Annotated in this window: 22 protein-coding genes; 10 read left to right on the forward strand and 12 right to left on the reverse strand. The window is 51.0% G+C overall.

Translation table 11 applies throughout. From position 1 onward, the window contains the following. Positions 1 to 47: 47 nt before the first annotated feature. The 10 genes from dgoD to dnaA all read right to left on the reverse strand — a co-directional run bounded on the left by dgoD (position 48) and on the right by dnaA (position 11,149). Positions 48 to 1,196 carry a galactonate dehydratase gene (gene dgoD / locus AC0IWZ_RS20965; RefSeq protein ID WP_471678546.1) on the reverse strand — a complete coding sequence of 383 codons (1,149 nt, stop codon included), beginning with the start codon at positions 1,194 to 1,196 and terminating at the stop codon, positions 48 to 50. Continuing rightward, entirely contained in the window at positions 1,193 to 1,813 is a 621-nt protein-coding gene (locus tag AC0IWZ_RS20970) for a 2-dehydro-3-deoxy-6-phosphogalactonate aldolase (RefSeq protein WP_471678545.1), read from the reverse strand. Before AC0IWZ_RS20970 ends, dgoD begins: the two co-directional genes overlap by 4 nt. Then, positions 1,797 to 2,681, reverse strand: coding sequence for a 2-dehydro-3-deoxygalactonokinase (locus tag AC0IWZ_RS20975; protein ID WP_471678544.1), 885 nt, complete (start codon positions 2,679 to 2,681; stop codon positions 1,797 to 1,799). The genes AC0IWZ_RS20970 and AC0IWZ_RS20975 overlap by 17 nt, the downstream gene beginning before the upstream one ends. Beyond that, positions 2,678 to 3,361 (reverse strand): D-galactonate utilization transcriptional regulator DgoR, encoded by a 684-nt coding sequence (gene dgoR / locus AC0IWZ_RS20980; protein WP_034499780.1) that lies wholly within the window; start codon positions 3,359 to 3,361, stop codon positions 2,678 to 2,680. Before dgoR ends, AC0IWZ_RS20975 begins: the two co-directional genes overlap by 4 nt. A gap of 279 nt (positions 3,362 to 3,640) precedes the next feature. Next, the gene (gene yidA / locus AC0IWZ_RS20985; RefSeq protein ID WP_034499782.1) at positions 3,641 to 4,459 is read right to left on the reverse strand and encodes a sugar-phosphatase; all 819 of its coding nucleotides are present in this window, start codon (positions 4,457 to 4,459) and stop codon (positions 3,641 to 3,643) included. A gap of 163 nt (positions 4,460 to 4,622) precedes the next feature. Further along, positions 4,623 to 5,012 carry a YidB family protein gene (locus AC0IWZ_RS20990; protein WP_471678543.1) on the reverse strand — a complete coding sequence of 130 codons (390 nt, stop codon included), beginning with the start codon at positions 5,010 to 5,012 and terminating at the stop codon, positions 4,623 to 4,625. Positions 5,013 to 5,138: 126 nt separating this feature from the next. Then, entirely contained in the window at positions 5,139 to 7,553 is a 2,415-nt protein-coding gene (gene gyrB, locus AC0IWZ_RS20995; protein WP_471678542.1) for a DNA topoisomerase (ATP-hydrolyzing) subunit B, read from the reverse strand. 28 nt (positions 7,554 to 7,581) lie between these two features. Continuing rightward, a complete protein-coding gene (recF, locus tag AC0IWZ_RS21000; protein ID WP_034499790.1) occupies positions 7,582 to 8,655 on the reverse strand; it encodes a DNA replication/repair protein RecF in 1,074 nt (357 codons plus the stop codon). Then, the gene (dnaN, locus tag AC0IWZ_RS21005) at positions 8,656 to 9,756 is read right to left on the reverse strand and encodes a DNA polymerase III subunit beta (RefSeq protein ID WP_034499793.1); all 1,101 of its coding nucleotides are present in this window, start codon (positions 9,754 to 9,756) and stop codon (positions 8,656 to 8,658) included. It abuts the gene before it with no gap. Between the two features lie 4 nt (positions 9,757 to 9,760). After that, positions 9,761 to 11,149 carry a chromosomal replication initiator protein DnaA gene (gene dnaA, locus AC0IWZ_RS21010; RefSeq protein WP_034499796.1) on the reverse strand — a complete coding sequence of 463 codons (1,389 nt, stop codon included), beginning with the start codon at positions 11,147 to 11,149 and terminating at the stop codon, positions 9,761 to 9,763. A 627-nt stretch (positions 11,150 to 11,776) separates the two neighbouring features. Here dnaA and rpmH point away from each other — a divergent pair. The 5 genes from rpmH to mnmE all read left to right on the forward strand — a co-directional run bounded on the left by rpmH (position 11,777) and on the right by mnmE (position 15,635). Continuing rightward, positions 11,777 to 11,917, forward strand: a complete 141-nt coding sequence (rpmH, locus tag AC0IWZ_RS21015; protein WP_003849659.1) for a 50S ribosomal protein L34 — start codon at positions 11,777 to 11,779, stop codon at positions 11,915 to 11,917. Positions 11,918 to 11,934: 17 nt separating this feature from the next. Further along, entirely contained in the window at positions 11,935 to 12,294 is a 360-nt protein-coding gene (gene rnpA, locus AC0IWZ_RS21020) for a ribonuclease P protein component (protein ID WP_034499799.1), read from the forward strand. Continuing rightward, positions 12,258 to 12,515: a membrane protein insertion efficiency factor YidD gene (gene yidD, locus AC0IWZ_RS21025; protein WP_072011227.1), complete on the forward strand. Its 258-nt coding sequence runs from the start codon at positions 12,258 to 12,260 to the stop codon at positions 12,513 to 12,515. Before rnpA ends, yidD begins: the two co-directional genes overlap by 37 nt. A gap of 2 nt (positions 12,516 to 12,517) precedes the next feature. Beyond that, positions 12,518 to 14,164, forward strand: a complete 1,647-nt coding sequence (yidC, locus tag AC0IWZ_RS21030) for a membrane protein insertase YidC (RefSeq protein WP_034499801.1) — start codon at positions 12,518 to 12,520, stop codon at positions 14,162 to 14,164. Positions 14,165 to 14,270: 106 nt separating this feature from the next. Then, entirely contained in the window at positions 14,271 to 15,635 is a 1,365-nt protein-coding gene (mnmE, locus tag AC0IWZ_RS21035; RefSeq protein WP_034499804.1) for a tRNA uridine-5-carboxymethylaminomethyl(34) synthesis GTPase MnmE, read from the forward strand. A 51-nt stretch (positions 15,636 to 15,686) separates the two neighbouring features. Here the strand turns inward: mnmE and AC0IWZ_RS21040 are convergent, their stop codons facing one another. Then, on the reverse strand, positions 15,687 to 16,604 hold the full coding sequence (locus AC0IWZ_RS21040) for a LysR substrate-binding domain-containing protein (RefSeq protein WP_471678541.1): 918 nt from the start codon (positions 16,602 to 16,604) through the stop codon (positions 15,687 to 15,689). Positions 16,605 to 16,754: 150 nt separating this feature from the next. On the opposite strand from AC0IWZ_RS21040, the gene AC0IWZ_RS21045 reads away from it, so the two are divergent. The 3 genes from AC0IWZ_RS21045 (at position 16,755) to AC0IWZ_RS21055 (ending at position 19,075) form a co-directional block, all read left to right on the forward strand. Further along, positions 16,755 to 17,612, forward strand: a complete 858-nt coding sequence (locus AC0IWZ_RS21045; RefSeq protein ID WP_471678540.1) for an MBL fold metallo-hydrolase — start codon at positions 16,755 to 16,757, stop codon at positions 17,610 to 17,612. A gap of 133 nt (positions 17,613 to 17,745) precedes the next feature. Beyond that, positions 17,746 to 18,474 (forward strand): 4'-phosphopantetheinyl transferase family protein, encoded by a 729-nt coding sequence (locus AC0IWZ_RS21050; RefSeq protein ID WP_410373172.1) that lies wholly within the window; start codon positions 17,746 to 17,748, stop codon positions 18,472 to 18,474. Between the two features lie 34 nt (positions 18,475 to 18,508). Next, the gene (locus AC0IWZ_RS21055; protein ID WP_471678539.1) at positions 18,509 to 19,075 is read left to right on the forward strand and encodes an NADPH-dependent FMN reductase; all 567 of its coding nucleotides are present in this window, start codon (positions 18,509 to 18,511) and stop codon (positions 19,073 to 19,075) included. On the opposite strand, the gene AC0IWZ_RS21060 is transcribed toward AC0IWZ_RS21055, so the two are convergent. After that, positions 19,072 to 19,644 (reverse strand): TetR/AcrR family transcriptional regulator, encoded by a 573-nt coding sequence (locus AC0IWZ_RS21060; protein ID WP_034499816.1) that lies wholly within the window; start codon positions 19,642 to 19,644, stop codon positions 19,072 to 19,074. The genes AC0IWZ_RS21055 and AC0IWZ_RS21060 overlap by 4 nt on opposite strands. Positions 19,645 to 19,833: 189 nt before the next feature. Here AC0IWZ_RS21060 and AC0IWZ_RS21065 point away from each other — a divergent pair, with 189 nt between their 5' ends. Then, the gene (locus tag AC0IWZ_RS21065) at positions 19,834 to 20,949 is read left to right on the forward strand and encodes an MBL fold metallo-hydrolase (protein ID WP_471678538.1); all 1,116 of its coding nucleotides are present in this window, start codon (positions 19,834 to 19,836) and stop codon (positions 20,947 to 20,949) included. Between the two features lie 21 nt (positions 20,950 to 20,970). Further along, positions 20,971 to 21,312, forward strand: a complete 342-nt coding sequence (locus tag AC0IWZ_RS21070; protein WP_034499822.1) for a RamA family antibiotic efflux transcriptional regulator — start codon at positions 20,971 to 20,973, stop codon at positions 21,310 to 21,312. The last annotated feature ends 17 nt before the right edge of the window (positions 21,313 to 21,329 follow it).

The raw sequence follows: 21,329 nt of genomic DNA on the forward strand, positions 1-21,329 counted from the left end.
GTGTTTTATATTTATTGAGGTATTACAGGTGGTTTATAAAATAACCCTCACCATTCGGCAATTGAACCATCTTCGTAACGCCATAAAGGGTTGCGCCAGTCGGCTACATTTTTACTGCGTTCAATGACTTTTTCTTCATCAATTTCTACACCAAGGCCTGGTTTCATTAATGGCATAAAGTGACCGCCATCCATTTTGAAATCGTCTTTGTTTTTTACGAAGTCGAGTAATTCCGCACCTTTGTTGTAATGAATCCCCATGCTTTGTTCCTGGAACACCGCGTTGCGGGACACAAAGTCGATGTGCAAACATGCAGCCAGTGCGATTGGGCCAAGCGGGCAATGTGGAGCCAGTGAAACGTCATAAGCTTCAGCCATACCGGCAATTTTGTAGCACTCGGTGATACCACCAGCATGAGAAAGATCGGGCTGTAGAATCGCCAGTCCGCCCGCTTCCAGTACGCGTTTGAACTCAAAGCGCGAGAACATACGTTCGCCTGCGGCGATTGGAATGTGGGTTTGTGCCGCAAGACGCGGATAGTATTCTGCTTGCTCGGCAAGAACCGGTTCTTCAATAAACAGCGGGCGATATTGCTCTAATTCTTTAATTAATACTTTCGCCATCGGCGCACTGACACGGCCATGGAAATCCAGACCAAATTCAATTTCATTGCCAAAGGCTTCGCGAATTTGTGCAACGGTATTAACAGCGGCATCAATTTTACGGGAGTTATCAATAATTCCCATTTCTTCACAGCCATTTAATTTAAAGGTATCAAAACCAATTTTCCGCAATGCGGAAATACCTTCAATCACTTCTGATGGACGATCGCCACCGACCCAGCTATAGGCTTTAATTTTATCGCGAACCAGTCCACCCATTAATTGCCAGACTGGTGCATTTAATACTTTACCTTTTATATCCCACAACGCCTGGTCAATACCGGCAATTGCGCTCATCAGAATAGGGCCACCACGATAAAAACCGCCGCGATACATCACTTGCCACAAATCATTAATACGCGCAGGATCCTGCCCAATCAGCATTTCACTTAATTCATGAACGGCTGCCTCAACGCTTTTTGCCCGGCCTTCAATAACCGGTTCGCCCCAGCCAACCACGCCTTCATCAGTTTCAATTTTCAGGAACATCCAGCGCGGCGGTAATTGGTAAGTGGTTAATTTAGTAATTTTCATGGCTGCACAGCCTCCTTGTACGCTTTAACAAATGCTTTCGCCTTCTCAGTTGTACGCTCAACAGATTGACCCGCACGGTATAAATCGCTGCCAAGGCCTGCTCCAGCGCAGCCCGCTTTTAGCCATTGCACCAGGTTTTCAGGCGTCACACCACCAACCGCAAACACGGGTACTTCTGGCGGCAGCACGGCTTTCAGCGCTTTGATGTAGTCCGGGCCAAAAGAGGAAGAAGGGAAGATTTTCAGCGCCTGAGCGCCCGCATCCAGCGCGGTAAAGGCTTCTGAGGCGGTGGCGCAACCGGCGCAGACCGTCATTCCGTTGGCGACGGCACGGCGGATAACCTCTGGCTGGGTATTTGGCGTCACCACCAGCTTGCCGCCCATGACGGCCAGTTCATTAACCTGATCGGTTTTCAAAACGGTACCCGCGCCAATCAGTGCGCGATGCCCAAATTCTGCAACCATTGCGCGAATACTTTGCTGCCAGTTGGGTGAATTCATCGGGATTTCTATCGCATCAAATCCCGCACCCAGCAACGCGGCAACATGTGCGTGTGCTTCGTCCGGTGTAATACCGCGCAAAATAGCGATGAGCGGAAGATTAGTTTGCCACTGCATTTGCAATACTCCTTATTCCTGCCTGGAATGCATTGTCGCCATCCAGCACTTTCGCCTGGTAACCCAGCAACTCAAGCGCGTTGACATAGCGCTGGCTCAGGGATGGATTAGCAACAATGGTGACAGGCTGTTGAGTGTCCGGAGCGTACAGACGAGTCATCGCCGCCACTTCGTTACCAATCAACAACCCGGAAAGAAATTCGCTGACTTCGCTACGCGGCAGTTCACCCAACACATGGGCAGCCCGTATTTCAAAAAGTCGTGGCAACAAATCGCTATCGTTGATACCGCGATGCAGCCCGGCCTCGAAGGCTTCGCGACTGGTTTGTTGCTCAGGCAGGCCTGCGCCAATTAAGGAGTGGTTCAGCAGAATATGATGCAGCTCACCGGTCATCACGGTGCGGAAATCCTGCACCGTTTCGTTATCCGCATGAACCCATTTGCAGTGCGTTCCCGGCATGATGTAGAGCGACGACGGGCCTAGAGTTCGCGCCCCGAGAAGCTGGGTTTCTTCACCACGCATCACGTTGCAGTTGCCGTCGCTCTGGACACAAAGGCCGGGAATGATCCAGACGTTATCCAGCACCGGGGTCAGTTGCTGGCTTAAATCAGAAAACCGCGCCGGACACGGCAAGTAAGGGGCTATTTTCCACCCGGCATTGCTGCCTACCATCCCGGCCATCAGCACTGGCGTAGTTTTTTCACGCCAGCCCTGGGTGACTTCATCGAACACCGCTTCTGGGGTTTTACCGTTCAGGCGCGTAACGCCTGCGGTGGTCTGGCGACTATCAATGCAAATTCCGTCCTGGAAGAGCCAGGCGCGCAGGTTAGTCGAACCCCAGTCAATAGCGATGTAGCGTGATGTCATGTGATTTCCTTTAGTCGTTTGGTGGAGCTGGCAATCATTGTCAGCGCCGCTTTTTCTGCCGCCTCTCTATCCTGATGACGAATCGCATCGAATAGCGCTTTATGTTCCTGAAGCGTTTGCGGCATGTTGGCTTCATCACCCATCCAGGTGCGTTCAAAAACGGCACGCTGGAGCGAGCTTATTGCGATACTTAACTGCTGCAGCACCGGGTTATGCACTGATTCCAGCACCGCTTCGTGGTAACGAATATCGGCTTCGTTGAACGCATCACGATCCTGGTTATTCGCCACCATGTCGTTGAGTGCGCCTTCGATACGCGCCAGGTCATTTGATGTAGCCCGTTCTGCGGCCCAGCGTGCGATGGCGGGTTCGACCAGGTTTCTCACTTCGCTCATGGCGCTAATCAGACGCGGGTCGTAGTCGTTTTCCAGCACCCACTGCAACACTTCGGTATCGAGGTAATTCCACTGGTTACGCGGCTGCACAAAAGCGCCGCGATAACGCTTCATTTCAACTAAGCGCTTCGCCATTAAGGAGCGAAAAACTTCGCGGATAATGTTGCGTGAGGTTTCGAACTCCTCACATAAGTCCGCTTCTGACGGTAATGCAGCACCCGGGGTGTACTTGCCGCCGACAATCTGTTTGCCCAACGTCACGATGATGCGATCGGTCTTAGTCATGGTTTGCCCTGTTCAACATAGGTTTTAACCACACTTTACCGCGATCGCTGAAAAACACCGCTATTTTGAAGTACCAACGTCATTCAGATTATTCTTCTGATGCTCGTAATGTAGTACAACACACATATGTTGTACTACAATTTGGATCACAAAACAGACAATCAATAGATATAAAATATGTGGAAGGATCGTGTTGTTACATTGAAGGGGAACTGAGATGGGGTATTTGAGGGTCGAGAAACCCCGGCTGAGTTATTGCCGGGGCTTAAGGCTTAAATGTTATCGATCGTTCAGAACAAACTTCTCAATCGCATACGCAACGCCATCATCGAGATTCGATTTTGTGACGAAGTTGCTGACTTCTTTCACTTTATCAATGGCGTTTTCCATCGCCACACCGATACCCGCGTATTCCAGCATCGCGATGTCGTTTTCCTGATCGCCCAGCGTCATCACTTCTTCTTGCTTGATGCCCAAAGATTCCGCCAGCGCTTTCACGCCTGTGCCTTTGTTAACGCGTTTGTCGAGGATCTCAAGGAAATAAGGCGAGCTTTTCAGCAATGTATAACGCTCATACACATCGGCTGGAATTTTAGCGATGGCTTTATCCAGAATCGCTGGCTCGTCGATCATCATCACTTTCAGATACGCGCCGTTTTTATCCATGTTTTCTGGCTCGCTGAATACCAGCGGGATATTGGCGACAAAGGATTCATGAACGGTGTAGTAGCTGATATCGCGGTTCGCGGTGTACAGCGTGTGTCTGTCCAACGCGTGGAAGTGGGAACCGACTTCGCGGGAAAGCTGTTCCAGGTAGCGATAGTCGTCATAACTCAGCGCGGTTTGCGCCACGGTGCTGCCATCGTTGGCCTTCTGAACTAATGCACCGTTATAGGTAATGCAGTAGTCATTCGGTTTATCCATATGCAGCTCTTTGAGATAGCTCTCAACACCTGCAAAAGGACGTCCGGTACACAAAACAACGTTGACGCCGCGTTCGCGCGCGCTGGCGATGGCTGCTTTAACGGCTGGAGAAATGGTGTGGTCTGGCAGCAACAGTGTGCCGTCCATATCAATAGCAATGAGTTTTATAGGCATAGGGTTTTCTGAGGTAATGAGTTTATCTCATGCTAACGCGATTAAGCCTGCAAAAATAGCGCTACGTTACGGGTGAAAAAGGTCCGTTTTTTGGATGAAAAAAACGCCACCCGTAAAGAGTGGCGTTTATACCCAAAATAATTCGAGTTGCAGAAAGGGGGTATTAGCGGAAGAATTTATCCTTCAGCATATGGAAGCCTTTGGTCAGCAAATCTTCATCGTGAGCGACTTCACCTGCTGGCGATAAAGTATCGACAATTTTCGGGAACTGCTCTGCCAGCAGCTGAGATGCACTTCCCACATCAATCCCGAGTTTTTCAGCCAGACCGCTGATTGCTTGAGTGCCCAGCACGTCTTGTATTTGCTCCGGGCTAACGCTTTGATTATGTGCGCCACTCAGCCATGAAGTGACCACATCTGAAAAACCTTTTTCGCGAAACCGCTCCAGAATTGCCTGAATGCCGCCTTGTTCATTTATCCATGTAAGGATGACTTTGAATTTACCTGCATCGCCACCCCCCATCATGCCAGTAACTTGATCGAATAAACCCATGACCGTGTCCTCTTGCATTCACGAAGTGTGTACTTGAAGTGTAGTCACTCAGGGGGATTAACACGGGAAAATAGAGGCAAGGTGAGGGAAATGGTTGGTGGACAGACGCCCACCAACAGGTACAGATTAGATATCGATATTCGCCGCTTTCAGGGCGTTTTCTTCGATAAATGCACGACGTGGTTCAACCGCATCACCCATCAGGGTGGTGAACAGCTGATCGGCTGCAATCGCGTCTTTTACAGTCACGCGCAGCATACGACGGCTTTGTGGATCCATTGTGGTTTCCCACAGCTGATCCGGGTTCATTTCTCCCAAACCTTTGTAACGCTGAATAGACAGGCCACGACGTGACTCTTTGCCCAACCACTCCAGCGCCTGCTCGAAGCTGGCAACTGGCTGTTGGCGCTCGCCACGTTCAATGAACGCATCTTCTTCGATCAGACCGCGCAGTTTCTCGCCCAGCGTGCAAATACGACGGTATTCACCACCAACGATAAACTCTTGCTCCAACGGATAGTCAGTATCAACGCCGTGGGTACGCACACGAATTACCGGCTCAAAAAGATTCAGTTCACGATTATGACGAACCAGGGAGTTCCAGGTACTGCCGTGCTGCTCGTTTTCGTTAAGCGCATTAACCAATGCTGAAACCCAGGCATTCACTTTGCTTTCGTCAACCAAATCGGCGTCAGCCAGCGTCGGGTGATAAACCAGGTTGTTCAGCAAGTTGCGCGGATAACGGCGCTCCATGCGGCCAATCATTTTCTGGCAGGCTTTAAACTCAGACACCAGTTTTTCCAGCGCTTCGCCAGCAATGGCTGGTGCGTGGGCGTTGGTGTGCAGCGTTGCGCCATCCAGTGCGATTGCGATCTGGTATTGGTCCATCGCTTCATCATCTTTGATGTACTGCTCTTGCTTGCCTTTCTTCACTTTGTACAGCGGTGGCTGTGCGATATACACGTGGCCGCGTTCAACGATTTCAGGCATCTGACGGTAGAAGAAGGTCAACAGCAGAGTACGAATGTGTGAGCCGTCGACGTCCGCATCCGTCATGATGATGATGCTGTGGTAACGCAGTTTGTCCGGGTTGTATTCGTCACGGCCAATGCCGCAACCTAACGCGGTAATCAGCGTGGCAACTTCCTGAGAGGCGAGCATTTTGTCAAAGCGCGCTTTCTCAACGTTCAGAATTTTACCTTTCAGCGGCAGAATCGCCTGGTTCTTACGGTTACGCCCCTGTTTTGCAGAGCCGCCCGCAGAGTCCCCTTCCACAAGGTACAGTTCGGAGTGAGCCGGGTCGCGCTCCTGGCAGTCAGCCAGTTTGCCTGGCAGACCAGCCAAATCCAGCGCGCCTTTACGACGGGTCATTTCACGTGCGCGGCGTGCTGCTTCACGAGCACGAGCCGCATCAATGATTTTACCGACGACGATTTTCGCATCAGACGGGTTTTCCAGCAGGTATTCAGACAGCAATTCGTTCATCTGCTGCTCGACCGCTGTTTTCACTTCTGAAGAAACCAGTTTATCTTTGGTCTGAGAAGAGAATTTAGGATCTGGAACTTTTACGGAGACAACAGCAATCAGGCCTTCACGGGCATCGTCACCGGTGGCGCTCACTTTCGCTTTTTTGCTGTAGCCTTCTTTTTCCATATACGCATTCAGCGTACGTGTCATCGCCGAGCGGAAACCTGCCAGGTGCGTACCACCATCGCGCTGCGGGATGTTGTTGGTAAAGCAGTAGATATTTTCCTGGAAACCATCGTTCCACTGCAACGCCACTTCTACGCCAATGCCGTCTTTTTCAGTGCTGAAATAGAACACGGTTGGGTGAATTGGAGTTTTGTTTTTGTTGAGGTACTCAACGAACGCGCGGATACCACCTTCGTAGTGGAAGTGGTCCTGGCGGCCATCACGCTTATCAATCAGGCGGATAGAAACACCAGAGTTCAGGAACGACAGTTCACGCAGGCGTTTAGCCAGAATGTCGTATTCAAACTCAATCACGTTGGTGAAGGTTTCGTGGCTTGGCCAGAAACGGACTTGCGTACCGGTTGCCTCGGTATCACCCGTTGCCGCCAGCGGCGCTTGTGGCACGCCGTGGATGTAAGTTTGCTGGTGTACTTTGCCTTCACGGCGAATCAGCAGTTCCAGCTTCTGAGACAGGGCGTTAACAACCGAAACACCCACGCCGTGCAGACCGCCAGAAACTTTATAAGAGTTGTCATCGAACTTACCGCCGGCATGAAGCACGGTCATGATAACTTCGGCAGCAGACACACCTTCTTCAGGGTGAATGCCGGTAGGAATACCACGACCATCATCGGTTACGGAAACAGAGTTATCAGCATGGATGGTGACAACGATGTCTTTACAGTGACCGGCAAGGGCTTCGTCGATAGCGTTATCTACGACCTCAAATACCATGTGGTGCAGACCGGTGCCGTCGTCCGTATCGCCGATATACATGCCTGGGCGCTTACGTACCGCATCCAGCCCTTTAAGGACTTTGATACTGGAGGAGTCATAAGAATTCGACATCAACGTTTCTCGCTCATTTATTCTTGGGTTAATCCGTTATTTTACCCTGATCCACGGCGAACATCTTCGAATTTTTGTCCGCCATATCCATCACATGTTCTGCGCTAATCGCGCTAACAAAAACTTGTGATTCCGTCGCCTTTAACCGGCTGGCTAATAGACCACGACGTGCATCATCTAGTTCAGAGGCAAAATCATCTATCAGATACAGGCAACGCTGCCCGTTCTGTCGGGTGAGAAACTCACCCTGCGCCAGTCGTAAGGCGCACATCAGTAATTTAAGTTGCCCACGCGACAACGTATCTTCTACCGGCGCACCGTCTGCACGAATTCTGAAATCAGCTTTGTGAGGGCCGTGGGCGGTGTAGGTCAGCATTCTGTCGCGCTCGAAGTTGCGCTCCAGTAGCTCACCGTAGTCACTCTCTTTTTCCCAACCACGCTGGAAGGAAAAGTTAAGCGCGAATTCCGGTAGAAATTGCGCACAGGTATCTGCCATGTCATCGGCAATGGCTGCACTGTACTCGGCACGCCAGCGGCTGATTTGCTCCGCTAGTGGGATAAGCTCTTGATCCCATGGCCGTAGTTGCGCATAGCGCGTGACTTGCCGCAACGCAGCGTTACGTTGCTTTAGCAGGCGCTTGAGATTGCTCCAGGCGACGAAAAAACCTGGTTCGTTATGGAAACATCCCCAATCGAGGAAAGCTCTACGGTATTTGGGGCCGCCGTTGAGCAATGTAAACCCTTCAGGGGTGATGAGTTGCATGGGCATCAACAGCGCGAGCTCTGCCACTTTGTGGCCGTCGCTACCATCAATGCGCACTTTGCTGTCGCCTGCACGGTCTTTGGTCAGGCCAACAGAGGTTTCCCGCTCGCCGTTCTGTATACGCCCATGCAGGACAAAGGATTCTGTTTCATGGCGGATCACACGTTCAATTTTCAGACTGCGGAAAGCACGCCCGTGCCCGAGGGTATAAATCGCCTCAAGCACGCTGGTTTTGCCACTTCCGTTGGCTCCGACCAGAAAATTAAACCCTGGAGACAGAGCCAGATCCGCATTTTCGATATTTCGAAAGTCTTTAATCAGTAAACGCGACAGCGACATCTACAGTCTCATTGGCATGACGACATAGGCCGCAGCCTGAGAAGCTGCATCTTCAATTTGCACGCTGGAAACAGAGTCAGTCAGCAAAATGCGTACGTTCTCGCACTTCAGTGCGTTTAGTACATCAAGCACGTAACTGACGTTAAAGCCGATTTCCATATCTGTACCGTCATAAGTGACGTCGAGAATTTCTTCGGCTTCTTCCTGCTCCGGGTTGTTAGCGGTGATTTTCAACTGATTGGCAATCACTTGCAGACGAACGCCACGGAACTTCTCATTCGACAAAATCGCCGCACGTGAAAATGCTTGTTTCAGCAAATCACAGCTGGCATCGAGATGTTTATCCGGGTTCTTCGGCAATACGCGGCGATAATCCGGGAAACGGCCATCAACCAGCTTAGAAGTGAAGATAAAGTCGCCGACGTGAGCACGAATGTTGTTGCTACCAATTTGAATGCGCAGCGGTGAATCACCGCCGTCGAGCATACGCATCAGCTCAATCACGCCTTTACGCGGCACGATCACCGAATGGTTAGGCAGAGACTGACCGACCGGCATTGAACACACAGCCAAGCGGTGACCATCGGTCGCCACGGTGCGTAACTCTTCGCCTTCGGTTTCAAACAACATGCCGTTCAAATAGTAACGAACGTCCTGATGCGCCATAGAAAACTGCGTGGCTTCAATCAGGCGTTTCATGGTCGCTTGCGGGAGCGTGAATTCTACTTCGCTCTGCCAGTCGTCCAGGTTCGGGAAATCCGCCGCAGGCAGCGTTGAAAGCGAGAAACGGCTACGCCCGGAGCGCACCAACATGCGGTCGCCCTCAAGCTGAACAGCGATTTCTGCACCTTCCGGCAAACCACGACAGATATCGAAAAATTTACGCGCAGGAACGGTTGTAGCACCCGGCTCATGCGGTTGCACCAATGCGACACGCGCGACCATCTCCATTTCCAGGTCAGTGCCTGTTAATGAAAGAGTCCCTTCCGCGACTTGCAACAGCAGGTTGCCGAGAATCGGTAACGTCGGACGGCCACCTAAGGGGCCACTCACCTGTTGCAGCGGTTTTAATAAAGTTTCACGTTCAACGGTAAATTTCATAGCGTCACGAAGATAATGTTCTGATTAAGTTGGAGAAATCTTCTTTGATGTCGTGGCTTTCTTCACGCAACTGCTCAATCTTACGGCAGGCGTGCAGGACCGTAGTATGGTCGCGGCCACCAAAGGCATCGCCGATTTCTGGCAAGCTATGGTTAGTCAGTTCCTTCGCCAGCGCCATCGCCATTTGACGTGGACGGGCAACCGAGCGAGAACGACGCTTGGACAACAGGTCAGCAATCTTTATTTTATAGTACTCGGCCACCGTCTTTTGGATATTGTCGATGGTAACGAGTTTTTCTTGCAGCGCCAGCAAGTCACGCAGCGCTTCACGCACGAAGTCGATGGTTATCGCCCGGCCAGTAAAGTTGGCATTGGCGATAACACGGTTCAGTGCTCCTTCAAGCTCACGCACGTTAGAACGTAAACGCTTGGCAATAAAGAAAGCCACTTCACCCGGCAGACGAATGTCATTCTCGTCAGCTTTTTTCATCAGGATCGCAACGCGAGTTTCCAGTTCCGGCGGTTCAATCGCTACCGTCAGTCCCCAACCGAAACGAGATTTCAGACGATCTTCAACACCGTTGATCTCTTTTGGATAACGATCCGAAGTCAGAATGATCTGTTGATTACCTTCAAGCAGGGCGTTGAAGGTGTGGAAGAATTCTTCTTGTGAGCGCTCTTTATTAGCAAAGAATTGAATGTCATCAATCAGCAGCGCATCAACAGAACGGTAGTAACGTTTGAACTCTTCAATAGCGTTGTTTTGCAGTGCTTTTACCATGTCCTGAACGAAACGCTCAGAGTGCATGTACACCACTTTTGCATTCGGTTTGCGAGCAATAATACCGTTGCCAACAGCATGCAAAAGGTGCGTTTTACCTAAACCCGTGCCGCCATAAAGGAATAGAGGGTTATATGCGCCGCCTGGGTTATCAGCCACCTGACGTGCCGCCGCGCGAGCCAATTGGTTCGACTTACCTTCAACGAAGTTATCAAAGGTATGTTTCACGTTGACGTTAGAACGATAAGAGTGTTCAGCCGGAGCAGGGAGGTTATCCCAGCTTGGGCGAATTTGATTCGTTGGACGTGCAATGTGCACATGCGCCGGAGCAGTAGTAACAGTCTGCTGATTCAGCGTTTGACTGACCGGTTTGCTACCAACTTCAAAACGCAGGACAGGGGCATCATTACCGCAAAAATCATTGAGCAAGCCATTGATGTTATTGAGGTACTTGTCTCTCACCCAATCGAGTACAAAACGGTTTGGCGCATACAGGGCCAGCGTGTTATCGCTCAGTTCCGCCTGTAGGGGGCGTATCCACATACTGAATTCTGTGGCTGGTAACTCATCCTGCAATCGGGCAAGACACTGCTGCCAAAGCGAAAGTGACACGGCGGACTCCACTCGAACAAAGTCGATAAAATGACGAAGACTGAAAGTTTATATTCATGATTGTTGACACACGCCGACTCTTCCTCAACGGAACCCCGGTACGGGAAGCGTGCGAACCGCTATCTGCGGTTTACCCCAGGGTGAACGCTAAAGGATCACGATCGGGACCGCGGATCATAGCCTAAAGTGCGCCAGAGATCTTCTGTTTCTCACAGTTTCTTCCCGATTTATCCACAGGGTTGTTTTGTGGAGTGTAAGTGTAAACGATCCTGCTAAACGCGTAGCGCATAACATTCCTATATTGGAAAATTTAATGACTCGCGCACAAAATCAGCTTATCTGATCTAAGGAAGATCCCAGTCGATCCTTGCGCTTTAATGGGGACGCCGTATAATTCCCCACCCGTCGCGTGTCACCACGGCTTTATTTTGGTCAGATCCTGGTCGTTTCAGGGGTCAAAAAGCGAATTAAGGCACGGGAAATAAGGAAAGAGAATTGACTCCGGAGTGTACAATTATTACAATCCGGCCTCTTTAATCAGCCACACTGAGGCGTAAGTCATTTGCAGTTTCTGCAAGGCTCTTCGCTAACCCAGTGAAATTTATCCAAGTTTAGGTAGAAATCGCCATGAAACGCACTTTTCAACCGTCCGTACTGAAGCGTAACCGTTCACACGGTTTCCGTGCTCGTATGGCAACTAAAAATGGTCGTCAGGTTTTGGCACGTCGTCGTGCTAAAGGCCGTTCCCGTCTGACCGTTTCTAAGTAATAAAAGCTAACCCCTGAGTGGTTAAGCTCGCATTTCCCAGGGAGTTACGCTTGTTAACTCCCACTCATTTCACTTTCGTCTTCCAGCAGCCTCAACGGGCTGGCACGCCGCAAATCACCATCCTCGGCCGCCTAAATTCGCTGGGGCATCCCCGCATCGGTCTTACAGTCGCTAAGAAAAACGTTAAACGTGCACACGAACGCAATCGGATTAAACGTCTGACGCGTGAGAGTTTCCGTTTGCGTCAGCACGAACTCCCGCCAATGGATTTCGTGGTAGTGGCTAAGAAAGGGGTTGCAGACCTGGATAACCGGGCTTTATCGGAAGCATTGGAAAAGTTATGGCGCCGTCACTGTCGCCTGTCTCCCGGCTCCTGATAGGCCTGATTAGGGTCTATCAGCGCCTGATAAGTCCGCTTCTCGGGCCGCATTGTCGTTTTACTCCAACCTGTTCTCACTACGGAATTGAGGCATTGCGCAGGTTTGGGGTATTAAAAGGCAGTTGGTTGACAGTGAAACGCGTATTAAAATGCCACCCTTTGAACCCCGGTGGAGACGATCCCGTCCCACCTGGACCTTTTGATACCAGAGAACACTAACGATGGATTCGCAACGCAATCTCTTTCTCATCGCTTTGTTGTTCGTGTCTTTCATGATCTGGCAAGCCTGGGAGCAGGACCACGCTCCTAAACCTCAGGTACAGCAGACCACGCAGACTACGACCACCGCAGCAGGTAACGCCGCAAGCCAGGGTGTGCCGACCAGTGGCCAGGGGAAAATCATCACGGTTAAGACTGACGTCCTTGAGCTTTCCATCAACACCCGTGGTGGTGATGTTGAGCAGGCACAGTTACTGACCTACCCGAAAGAGCTCAAATCCAATGAGCCGTTCCAGTTACTGGAAACCACGCCAGAGTTTATCTACCAGGCACAAAGCGGCCTGACTGGTCGTGACGGCCCGGATAACCCGGCTAATGGCGATCGTCCTCTGTATAACGTTGAAAGCGACAGCTTCGTCTTGCCGGAAGGCCAGAACGAGTTGGTGATTCCAATGACTTATACCGATGCGGCTGGCAACACCTTTACTAAGTCTTTCACTCTGAAACGCGGCGAGTTCGCGGTAAGCGTGGATTACAACGTGAAGAACGCCGGTGAGAAACCACTGGAACTGGCTACTTTTGGTCAGCTGAAGCAGTCCATCAATTTGCCGTCCCACCGCGATACCGGAAGCAGCAACTTTGCGTTGCATACTTTCCGCGGTGCAGCGTACTCAACTCCAGATGCGAAATACGAAAAATATAAATTCGATAAAATCGCAGACGGTGAAAACCTGAACGTTAACGCCAGCAATGGTTGGGTAGCGATGTTGCAGCAGTACTTCGCAACTGCGTGGGTTCCACGTAATCAGGGTACAAACAACTTCTATACCACCAAACTGAGCAATGATGTGGCGGCGATTGGTTATAAATCTGCTCCGCAACTGGTTCAGCCAGGCCAAACAGCTCAACTGGGCAGCACCCTGTGGGTTGGCCCGGAAATTCAGGACAAAATGGCAGCCGTTGCGCCACACCTTGACCTGACCGTGGATTATGGTTGGTTGTGGTTTATTTCTCAGCCGCTGTTCAAGTTGTTGAAATTCCTGCACAGCTTCATCGGTAACTGGGGCTTCTCCATTATCGTAATCACCTTTATCGTTCGTGGCATCATGTACCCGCTGACTAAAGCGCAGTACACCTCCATGGCGAAAATGCGTATGTTGCAGCCTAAACTGGCGGCCATGCGTGAACGTATTGGTGACGATAAACAGCGCCAGAGCCAGGAAATGATGGCTCTGTATAAAGCTGAGAAAGTTAACCCATTGGGTGGTTGTCTGCCTCTGGTTATCCAGATGCCAATCTTCCTGGCGTTGTACTACATGCTGATGGGTTCTGTGGAACTGCGCCATGCGCCGTTCGCACTGTGGATTCATGACTTGTCTGCACAAGACCCGTACTACATCCTGCCGATCCTGATGGGCTTGACGATGTTCTTCATTCAGAAGATGTCGCCGACCACCGTGACCGACCCGATGCAGCAGAAGATCATGACCTTTATGCCGGTCATCTTCACGGTGTTCTTCCTGTGGTTCCCGTCAGGCCTGGTACTGTACTATATCGTCAGTAACACAGTGACCATCATCCAGCAGCAGCTGATTTATCGCGGTCTTGAAAAACGTGGCTTACACAGCCGCGATAAGAAAAAGACCTGATAGCAATTAGCCAGATGCTTACGAAAGGCGGTCATTTGACCGCCTTTTTTATTTCGTAGAGTGGATAAGCGAAGCGCCATCCACCAATCAAAACGAAGGGGCAGTAATGAGCCATAACGAGACAATCGTTGCCCAGGCGACACCGCCGGGACGTGGTGGGGTCGGTATCCTGCGCGTCTCAGGCCGTCAAGCGAGTGAAGTCGCACAAGCGATTCTGGGCAAACTCCCTAAGCCACGCTACGCCGATTATCTGCCATTTCGTGATACGGATGGCAGCGTTCTGGATCAAGGCATCGCACTGTGGTTCCCAGGCCCAAATTCCTTCACCGGTGAAGACGTGCTGGAACTTCAGGGTCACGGCGGCCCGGTTATCCTCGATCTGCTGTTAAAACGTATTCTGGCGCTTCCAGGGCTGCGAATCGCAAGGCCGGGTGAGTTCTCCGAGCGGGCGTTCCTGAATGACAAACTGGATTTGGCACAGGCCGAGGCGATTGCCGACCTGATTGATGCCAGCTCAGAACAAGCGGCGCGTTCAGCGTTAAATTCGTTACAGGGTGCATTCTCGGCAAAAGTAAACCATCTGGTTGAAGCGCTGACGCATCTGCGAATTTACGTTGAAGCGGCGATTGATTTCCCGGATGAAGAAATTGATTTTCTCTCCGACGGCAAAATTGAAGCGCAACTGAACCAGGTGATTGGCGATCTGGACGCGGTTCGCGCCGAAGCACGCCAGGGCAGTTTGCTGCGAGAAGGCATGAAAGTCGTGATTGCCGGGCGTCCTAACGCCGGGAAATCGAGCCTGCTGAACGCTCTTGCCGGGCGTGAAGCCGCGATTGTGACGGATATTGCCGGGACAACCCGCGATGTATTGCGCGAACATATCCACATCGACGGCATGCCGCTGCATATCATTGATACCGCAGGTCTTCGTGAAGCCAGCGACGAAGTTGAGCGTATCGGCATCGAACGGGCGTGGAATGAGATTGAACAAGCGGACCGCGTGCTGTTTATGGTTGATGGCACCACTACCGACGCCACAGACCCGGCAGATATTTGGCCAGACTTTATTGCACGCTTACCGGCGCGTTTGCCGATTACCGTGGTGCGCAACAAAGCGGACGTAACAGGTGAAACGCTGGGCCTGAGCGATGTGAATGGTCACTCACTTGTACGCCTGTCTGCGCGTACCGGTGAAGGTGTAGATGTGCTGCGCGATCATCTAAAACAGAGCATGGGCTTTGAAACCAATATGGAAGGCGGCTTCCTGGCGCGTCGTCGCCACTTGCAAGCGCTGGAACAGGCGGCAGACCATCTGCAACAAGGCAAAGCGCAGCTGCTGGGTGCGTGGGCCGGGGAATTGCTGGCCGAAGAGCTGCGTCTTTCTCAGCAAAGCCTGAGTGAAATCACCGGCGAATTTACCTCGGATGATTTGCTCGGACGCATTTTCTCAAGCTTCTGTATCGGCAAGTAAGCTAAAACCTGATTAGTACGTAAACGTTCACTAACCCGTATTAACGACATGTTAATACGGGTTTTTATTATCTATTCTTGCCGTACCGCTCGTGATTTCTACCTGCAACCAGGTTTCAAAAGCCTCTAATGCCCGATCGTTGATTCCCGAAACGGTTGGCTTCACAAGACAAAACTTTTTGCTCAGGCTTTCTGATTCCGGCCAGGGCGCCACCAGCAAACCATCCTGAAGCTCTTTTTCAACGTACATCCGTGGCACCAGCGCAACACCCTGTCCCGTGATTGCAGCAGCGATAGCCATTTCATGCAGGTCGTAGCGGTCGCCTTGAGAAGGGTTATCAAGAACAATTCCATTTTGCCGGGCATAGTGATGCCATGCTTCCGGATTCTGCCGCCGATGGATACGCGGCAGCCCGTTCAGTTGTTGCGCTATATCTTCGTTTGTCAGCAATGTCGGATGGCACACCGGTATCAAACGCTCCTCAAGCAGAAAACTGACGTTCATGCCCGCCCATCCAGGATGTTCAAAATGAATGGCGGCATCAAAACCACTTCCAGCAAGAATAAACGGGTCGCTTCGGGCGGCAATATTCAGTGTGATATCCGGATGCAAGGATCTGAAACCATTCAAACGAGGAATAAGCCAGCGGCTTGAAAAAGTGGGGAGAACGGCAAGTTCCAGGCTTTGCCCTCCTTCGTGAATACCGCAAATGTACTGGGTATCTCTTTCCAGTCGTTCAAGCATTTCGCGAACATGATGTGAATAGCGAACCCCCACAGGATTAAGTTTTACCCGGTTCCCTACGCGGTCAAAGAGTTTACAGCTGAGTAGCGATTCAAGGCGCGCTATCTGGCGACTGATAGCGCCTTCCGTTAGCGACAACTCCTCGGCTGCCCTGGCAAAATTACCGTGTCTTGCCGCTGACTCGAAAGCCAGCAATGAAGCGCTGCTGGGAAGCTTTCTGCGCATTAGAGCCATCCTATTCGTGCAGGTTCAGTGACAAAATGTCATTGATGGGTGAAATAGTATCGTTATAAGAGCCTGATTTAAGCCTTTAAGATGACGGAAAGTCATCGCGCAAGTCTAGTGTTTCCCGTCATTCATCTTGAGGTAACCGTCATGAACCAGCCCACTTTTTTCTCCCGTCAGATTGGTGACTTTCTGATTACCGCCGTCAGTGACGGAAATATGGCAGCCAGTCTGGATTTGCTCTCAGGTATTGGAAAACCGGCGGCAGAGGCAATTCAGCATAGCGCGGGTGTTGATGAACCCGGCATTATCCACATCAATTGCTACCTGATACGTGGCCGTGGGCGCACTATGCTGGTTGATAGCGGTACGGGAGGGTTGAACAATGCGGGAGGTAGGCTCAGCCAAAACCTGCGTGCCGCCGGAGTTTCTCCTGACGACATCGACACACTCTTAATAACGCATTGCCACCCCGACCATATCGGCGGCTTGCTCGATGAGCAGGGGCTTGTGGTATATAAAAATGCGCGACTCTATCTACATGCTCTTGAAGCTGAATACTGGCGAGACGATCATCATTTCAACGAAGCCAGCGAGCGAGGACAGCGTAATTTTTTGCTCGCCCGCCGCGTACTTGATGCCTATGCACCCAAGCTGCACATTATTTCCGAAGATGAGATAACAGAAGGCATTCGCCCGGTTTGGCTCCCTGGCCATACGCCGGGCCACACGGGTTTTCAGATTGATTCAACGGAAACGAGTTTGCTTATCTGGGGCGATGTAGTTCATTTTCCCCATATACAGTCAGCTCACCCGGCAGTTTCCATTATGTTTGATTGCAACTCTGCTCAGGCTGAACAAACCCGCGCAGAAATTCTGCGACACGTCGCCCGAGAAAACCTGCTCGTCGCGGGAATGCATTTTGGAACACAAGGATTTGCCTATATCCATCCCTCTGAGTCGGGCTACAGCATCAAATACACGCAGGCTGAGCTGGCGGATGATTAAAACCCAAATATTCATGACGTTGATCATTTGCTAAGGTTTTGATCGTTTTTTATCCATGCCGGGCCGTGCGTTTCATTACCAAAAAACCTACAATCAAAAACAGAGTAAATTGCCTGGTATCAAGGAGAGACAAATGGCAACGCATTTTGCAAGATGGACGATTAACCCGAAATACCCCTTTTCGAGCCGGCTGAATGACGAATGTCATGATCACGCCCTCAACATGCCAGAACACCGCCGTTCACGATTTTTAGCCTCCCGCAGTTTGTTGGCTGAATTGCTTTATATGCTGTATGGCATTCAACAATTACCAAAGATCGTCACTACCGCTGCTGGACGCCCGCACTTTGCCGACTCTTCGCTAACGGATTTCAGCATTGCCTACGCCGGAAACAAAGTCGGGGTGTTGATCACGACCGAAGGCCGTTGTGGGCTGGATATCGAGATAAATCAGTCGTTCGGCAATCTACCGTCTGTTGCTGCGTCTTCAAGCTTTCGCAGTAATGAGTCTATCTGGATAAATAACCAAAAAAATCCGGGTGAGGCGAAAGCGCAACTGCGCACGTTGCATCAAAGCGCTTTTAAGCTGACGGGGCGCGAAGAAAGTTTGCAGCTTCTGCCGGGTGCCGGGCGCATACGAGTGAGTGACCAGACTGAAATAGAAGCGATTAGCGACGTAGAAGGGTTACTGATTTGGGGTTGTGTGGTTTCACCTGCCATCGAAAAACTGAGTTTGTGGGAGTTTGAAAGCCCGCAAAACTGGCATAGTCTGTGGGATGTTAAATCTCGTTACCGGGACCCTGACGGCAGTATTATTCGCTTAACCAGTATGTCGTCCGAAAAAGCGTTATATCAAAACTAATCTTTCCAGAACGTCCTGACACCAAGGAGTATGCATGTCCGACACGTTAAAGATTGTCACGTTATTAGGTAGCCTTCGACAGGGTTCATTCAACGCCATGGTTGCCCGCACATTGCCTCGCATCGCCCCGGCAGGGATGAGCATTGACGCATTACCGTCGATTAAAGACATTCCGTTGTATGACGCCGATATGCAGCAAGAAGAGGGGTTCCCGGCAACTGTGGAAGCCATTGCCGAGCAGATTCGCGCCGCAGATGGCGTGGTGATCGTGACGCCGGAATATAACTATTCGGTGCCGGGTGGATTGAAGAACGCTATCGACTGGCTGTCACGCTTGCCGGAACAGCCGCTGGCAGGTAAACCGGTGCTGATCCAAACCAGTTCAATGGGCGCGATTGGCGGCGCGCGCTGCCAGTATCATCTGCGCCAGATTCTGGTGTTCTTAGATGCGATGGTGATGAACAAGCCCGAATTTATGGGGGGCGTGATTCAGAATAAAGTGGATGCGCAAACGGGCGAAGTGGTGGATCAAAGCACACTTGATCATCTGACCGGGCAGCTCACCGCATTTGGCGATTATATTCAGCGCGTGAAAAGCTAATTCGCTAAAGCACGCCACATCGTCTCAAAACCTAGCGCTTTAAAATCGCCAGCTCGTTCCGGTTCGCGGCTGGCGAACTCCATCGTCGTCTCTGCCAGTGAAGAAAAAATAGCGTCGCTAAATGCGCGATAAGGCCCGCAGCTGAAGGCTTTTAAGATCGATTGCGAGCAAATTTCGTGTAATTCCGGGAACAACTCCGCCACTTTCTGCTTGGTTTCTTCGTCAATTTTATCGCTTACAGCGAGCTGGCGAATCGCGCGATGCGCCTGCGGATTAGCAATCGCCCAGTCGATGTAACTGTTCCAGATATAGCGGGTGTATTCCTTCGGTTCCTTCAACGTGCGGTCGAGATTCGCCTGCATCGCCAACAGTAAACCTTGCTTCAAATGCAGATATAGCTCGTTGAGCAAATCATCCTTCGTGGCGAAATAGCGAAACAGCGTGCCTTCTGCAACCCCTGCGGCACGGGCGATCTGCGCGGTAGACGCCACGATACCCGACTGGCCAATGGCGATAGTCGCCGCTTCCAGTAACGCTAGTTTTTTATCTTCACTCTTCGGACGAGCCACAACGATTAACCCTCAAAATTAACGAAAGCGAATTGAATCACGCGAGCTACGCCACTGCAACGCTGAATGTCAGCGATTGAAAAGCATCTTGACGCAGGTCACTCTGCACCTATAATGAGTGCTTACTCACTCATTATCAAGTTTTGTTAGCAACGTTCCAGTGGATGGGGCGTACATGCGGGCCAGGATATGAAACGTCTCTCCATTTGCGCGGTTATTATTATGTTGATTGCTACAGCAGCCAGTTTGCCTTTTGTCCTGAATGCCGGGTTTGGCCAGGCTCCGCAAGGAGAAGGTCTAAGTTTAGTCGAACGCTCTGCAAACTATGTTGACGGGCAATTTCGCAACCAGGTTCCCACGCAGGGTTATACCGGGCAGAAAAGTAAGCTCGCCGCATGGTGGGGGTTTTTAACCACGCGAACTGAAAACGCGCGCCCGCAACAACCGTTACCGTTGGTGAAAACCGATCTGGCGAGCCTGCCGATTGAGCAGGACATGATGGTCTGGCTCGGCCACTCTTCTTGGTATATCCAGCTGGCCGGGAAACGCATTCTTATCGATCCCGTTTTCAGCCGCTATGCCGCACCCTTTTCATTTCTGAATAAAGCATTTCCCGGTGATTACCCGTGGACGGCTGAGTCGATGCCAGAAATCGACCTGCTGATTATTTCCCACGACCACTACGATCATCTGGATTACGCCACCATCAAGGCGCTGAAACCTAAAATCCGCCAGATAATCACGCCGCTTGGCGTCGGTTCGCATCTGCGCTATTGGGGAGTAAATAGCGACATCATTCAGGAAAAAGACTGGAACCAGTCAGTAAAAGTTTCGAATGAGCTAACCGTTCATGTGCTTCCTGCTCGACATTTTTCTGGCCGTACATTCAAGAGCAACCAGACGCTATGGGCGAGTTTTATGTTCGTGACCGATGAACAAAAAATCTATTACAGCGGCGATACCGGCTACGGGCCGCATTTCAAAGCGATTGGCGAACAGTTTGGATCAGTGGATATCGCGATTATGGAAAATGGCCAGTACGACGAGGACTGGAACAATATTCATATGATGCCAAAAGAAACCGCGCAGGCCGCTGTTGATTTGAATGCTCGTGCGATTTTACCGGGACATGCGGGCCGCTTTGTACTGGCAAAACATACCTGGGATGCACCGTACAAAAGCCTGGCGCAAGCCAGTCTCGGCAAAAATTTCCGTTTGTTAACACCAAAGCAGGGCGAGCCTGTTCGGGTGAATGACAACGCACAACAATTTAGTGCCTGGTGGGAATCTACCAGTGCCATGTAAGCAAAAAGCGCGGGGGGACGAATGACTATTTCAGCTCAGGTTATCGACACAATTGTTGAATGGATTGACGACAATTTGCACCAGCCATTACGCATAGATGATATTGCCTTACATGCGGGTTATTCGAAGTGGCACTTGCAGCGTTTGTTTATGCAGTATAAAGGCGAGCCCCTCGGGAAATACATTCGCGACCGCAAACTGTTGCTGGCTGCGCGTGATTTACGCGATACCGATAACAAGGTTTACGATATTAGTCTGAAGTATGGTTTTGATTCGCAGCAGACGTTTACGCGGATATTTACGCGCACATTTCATCAGCCGCCGGGCAGGTATCGCAGAGAGAATCATTCGTTGAACGGGTAATAAGTAGGCCGGATAAG

The organism is Buttiauxella sp. AC142 (assembly GCF_979253435.1).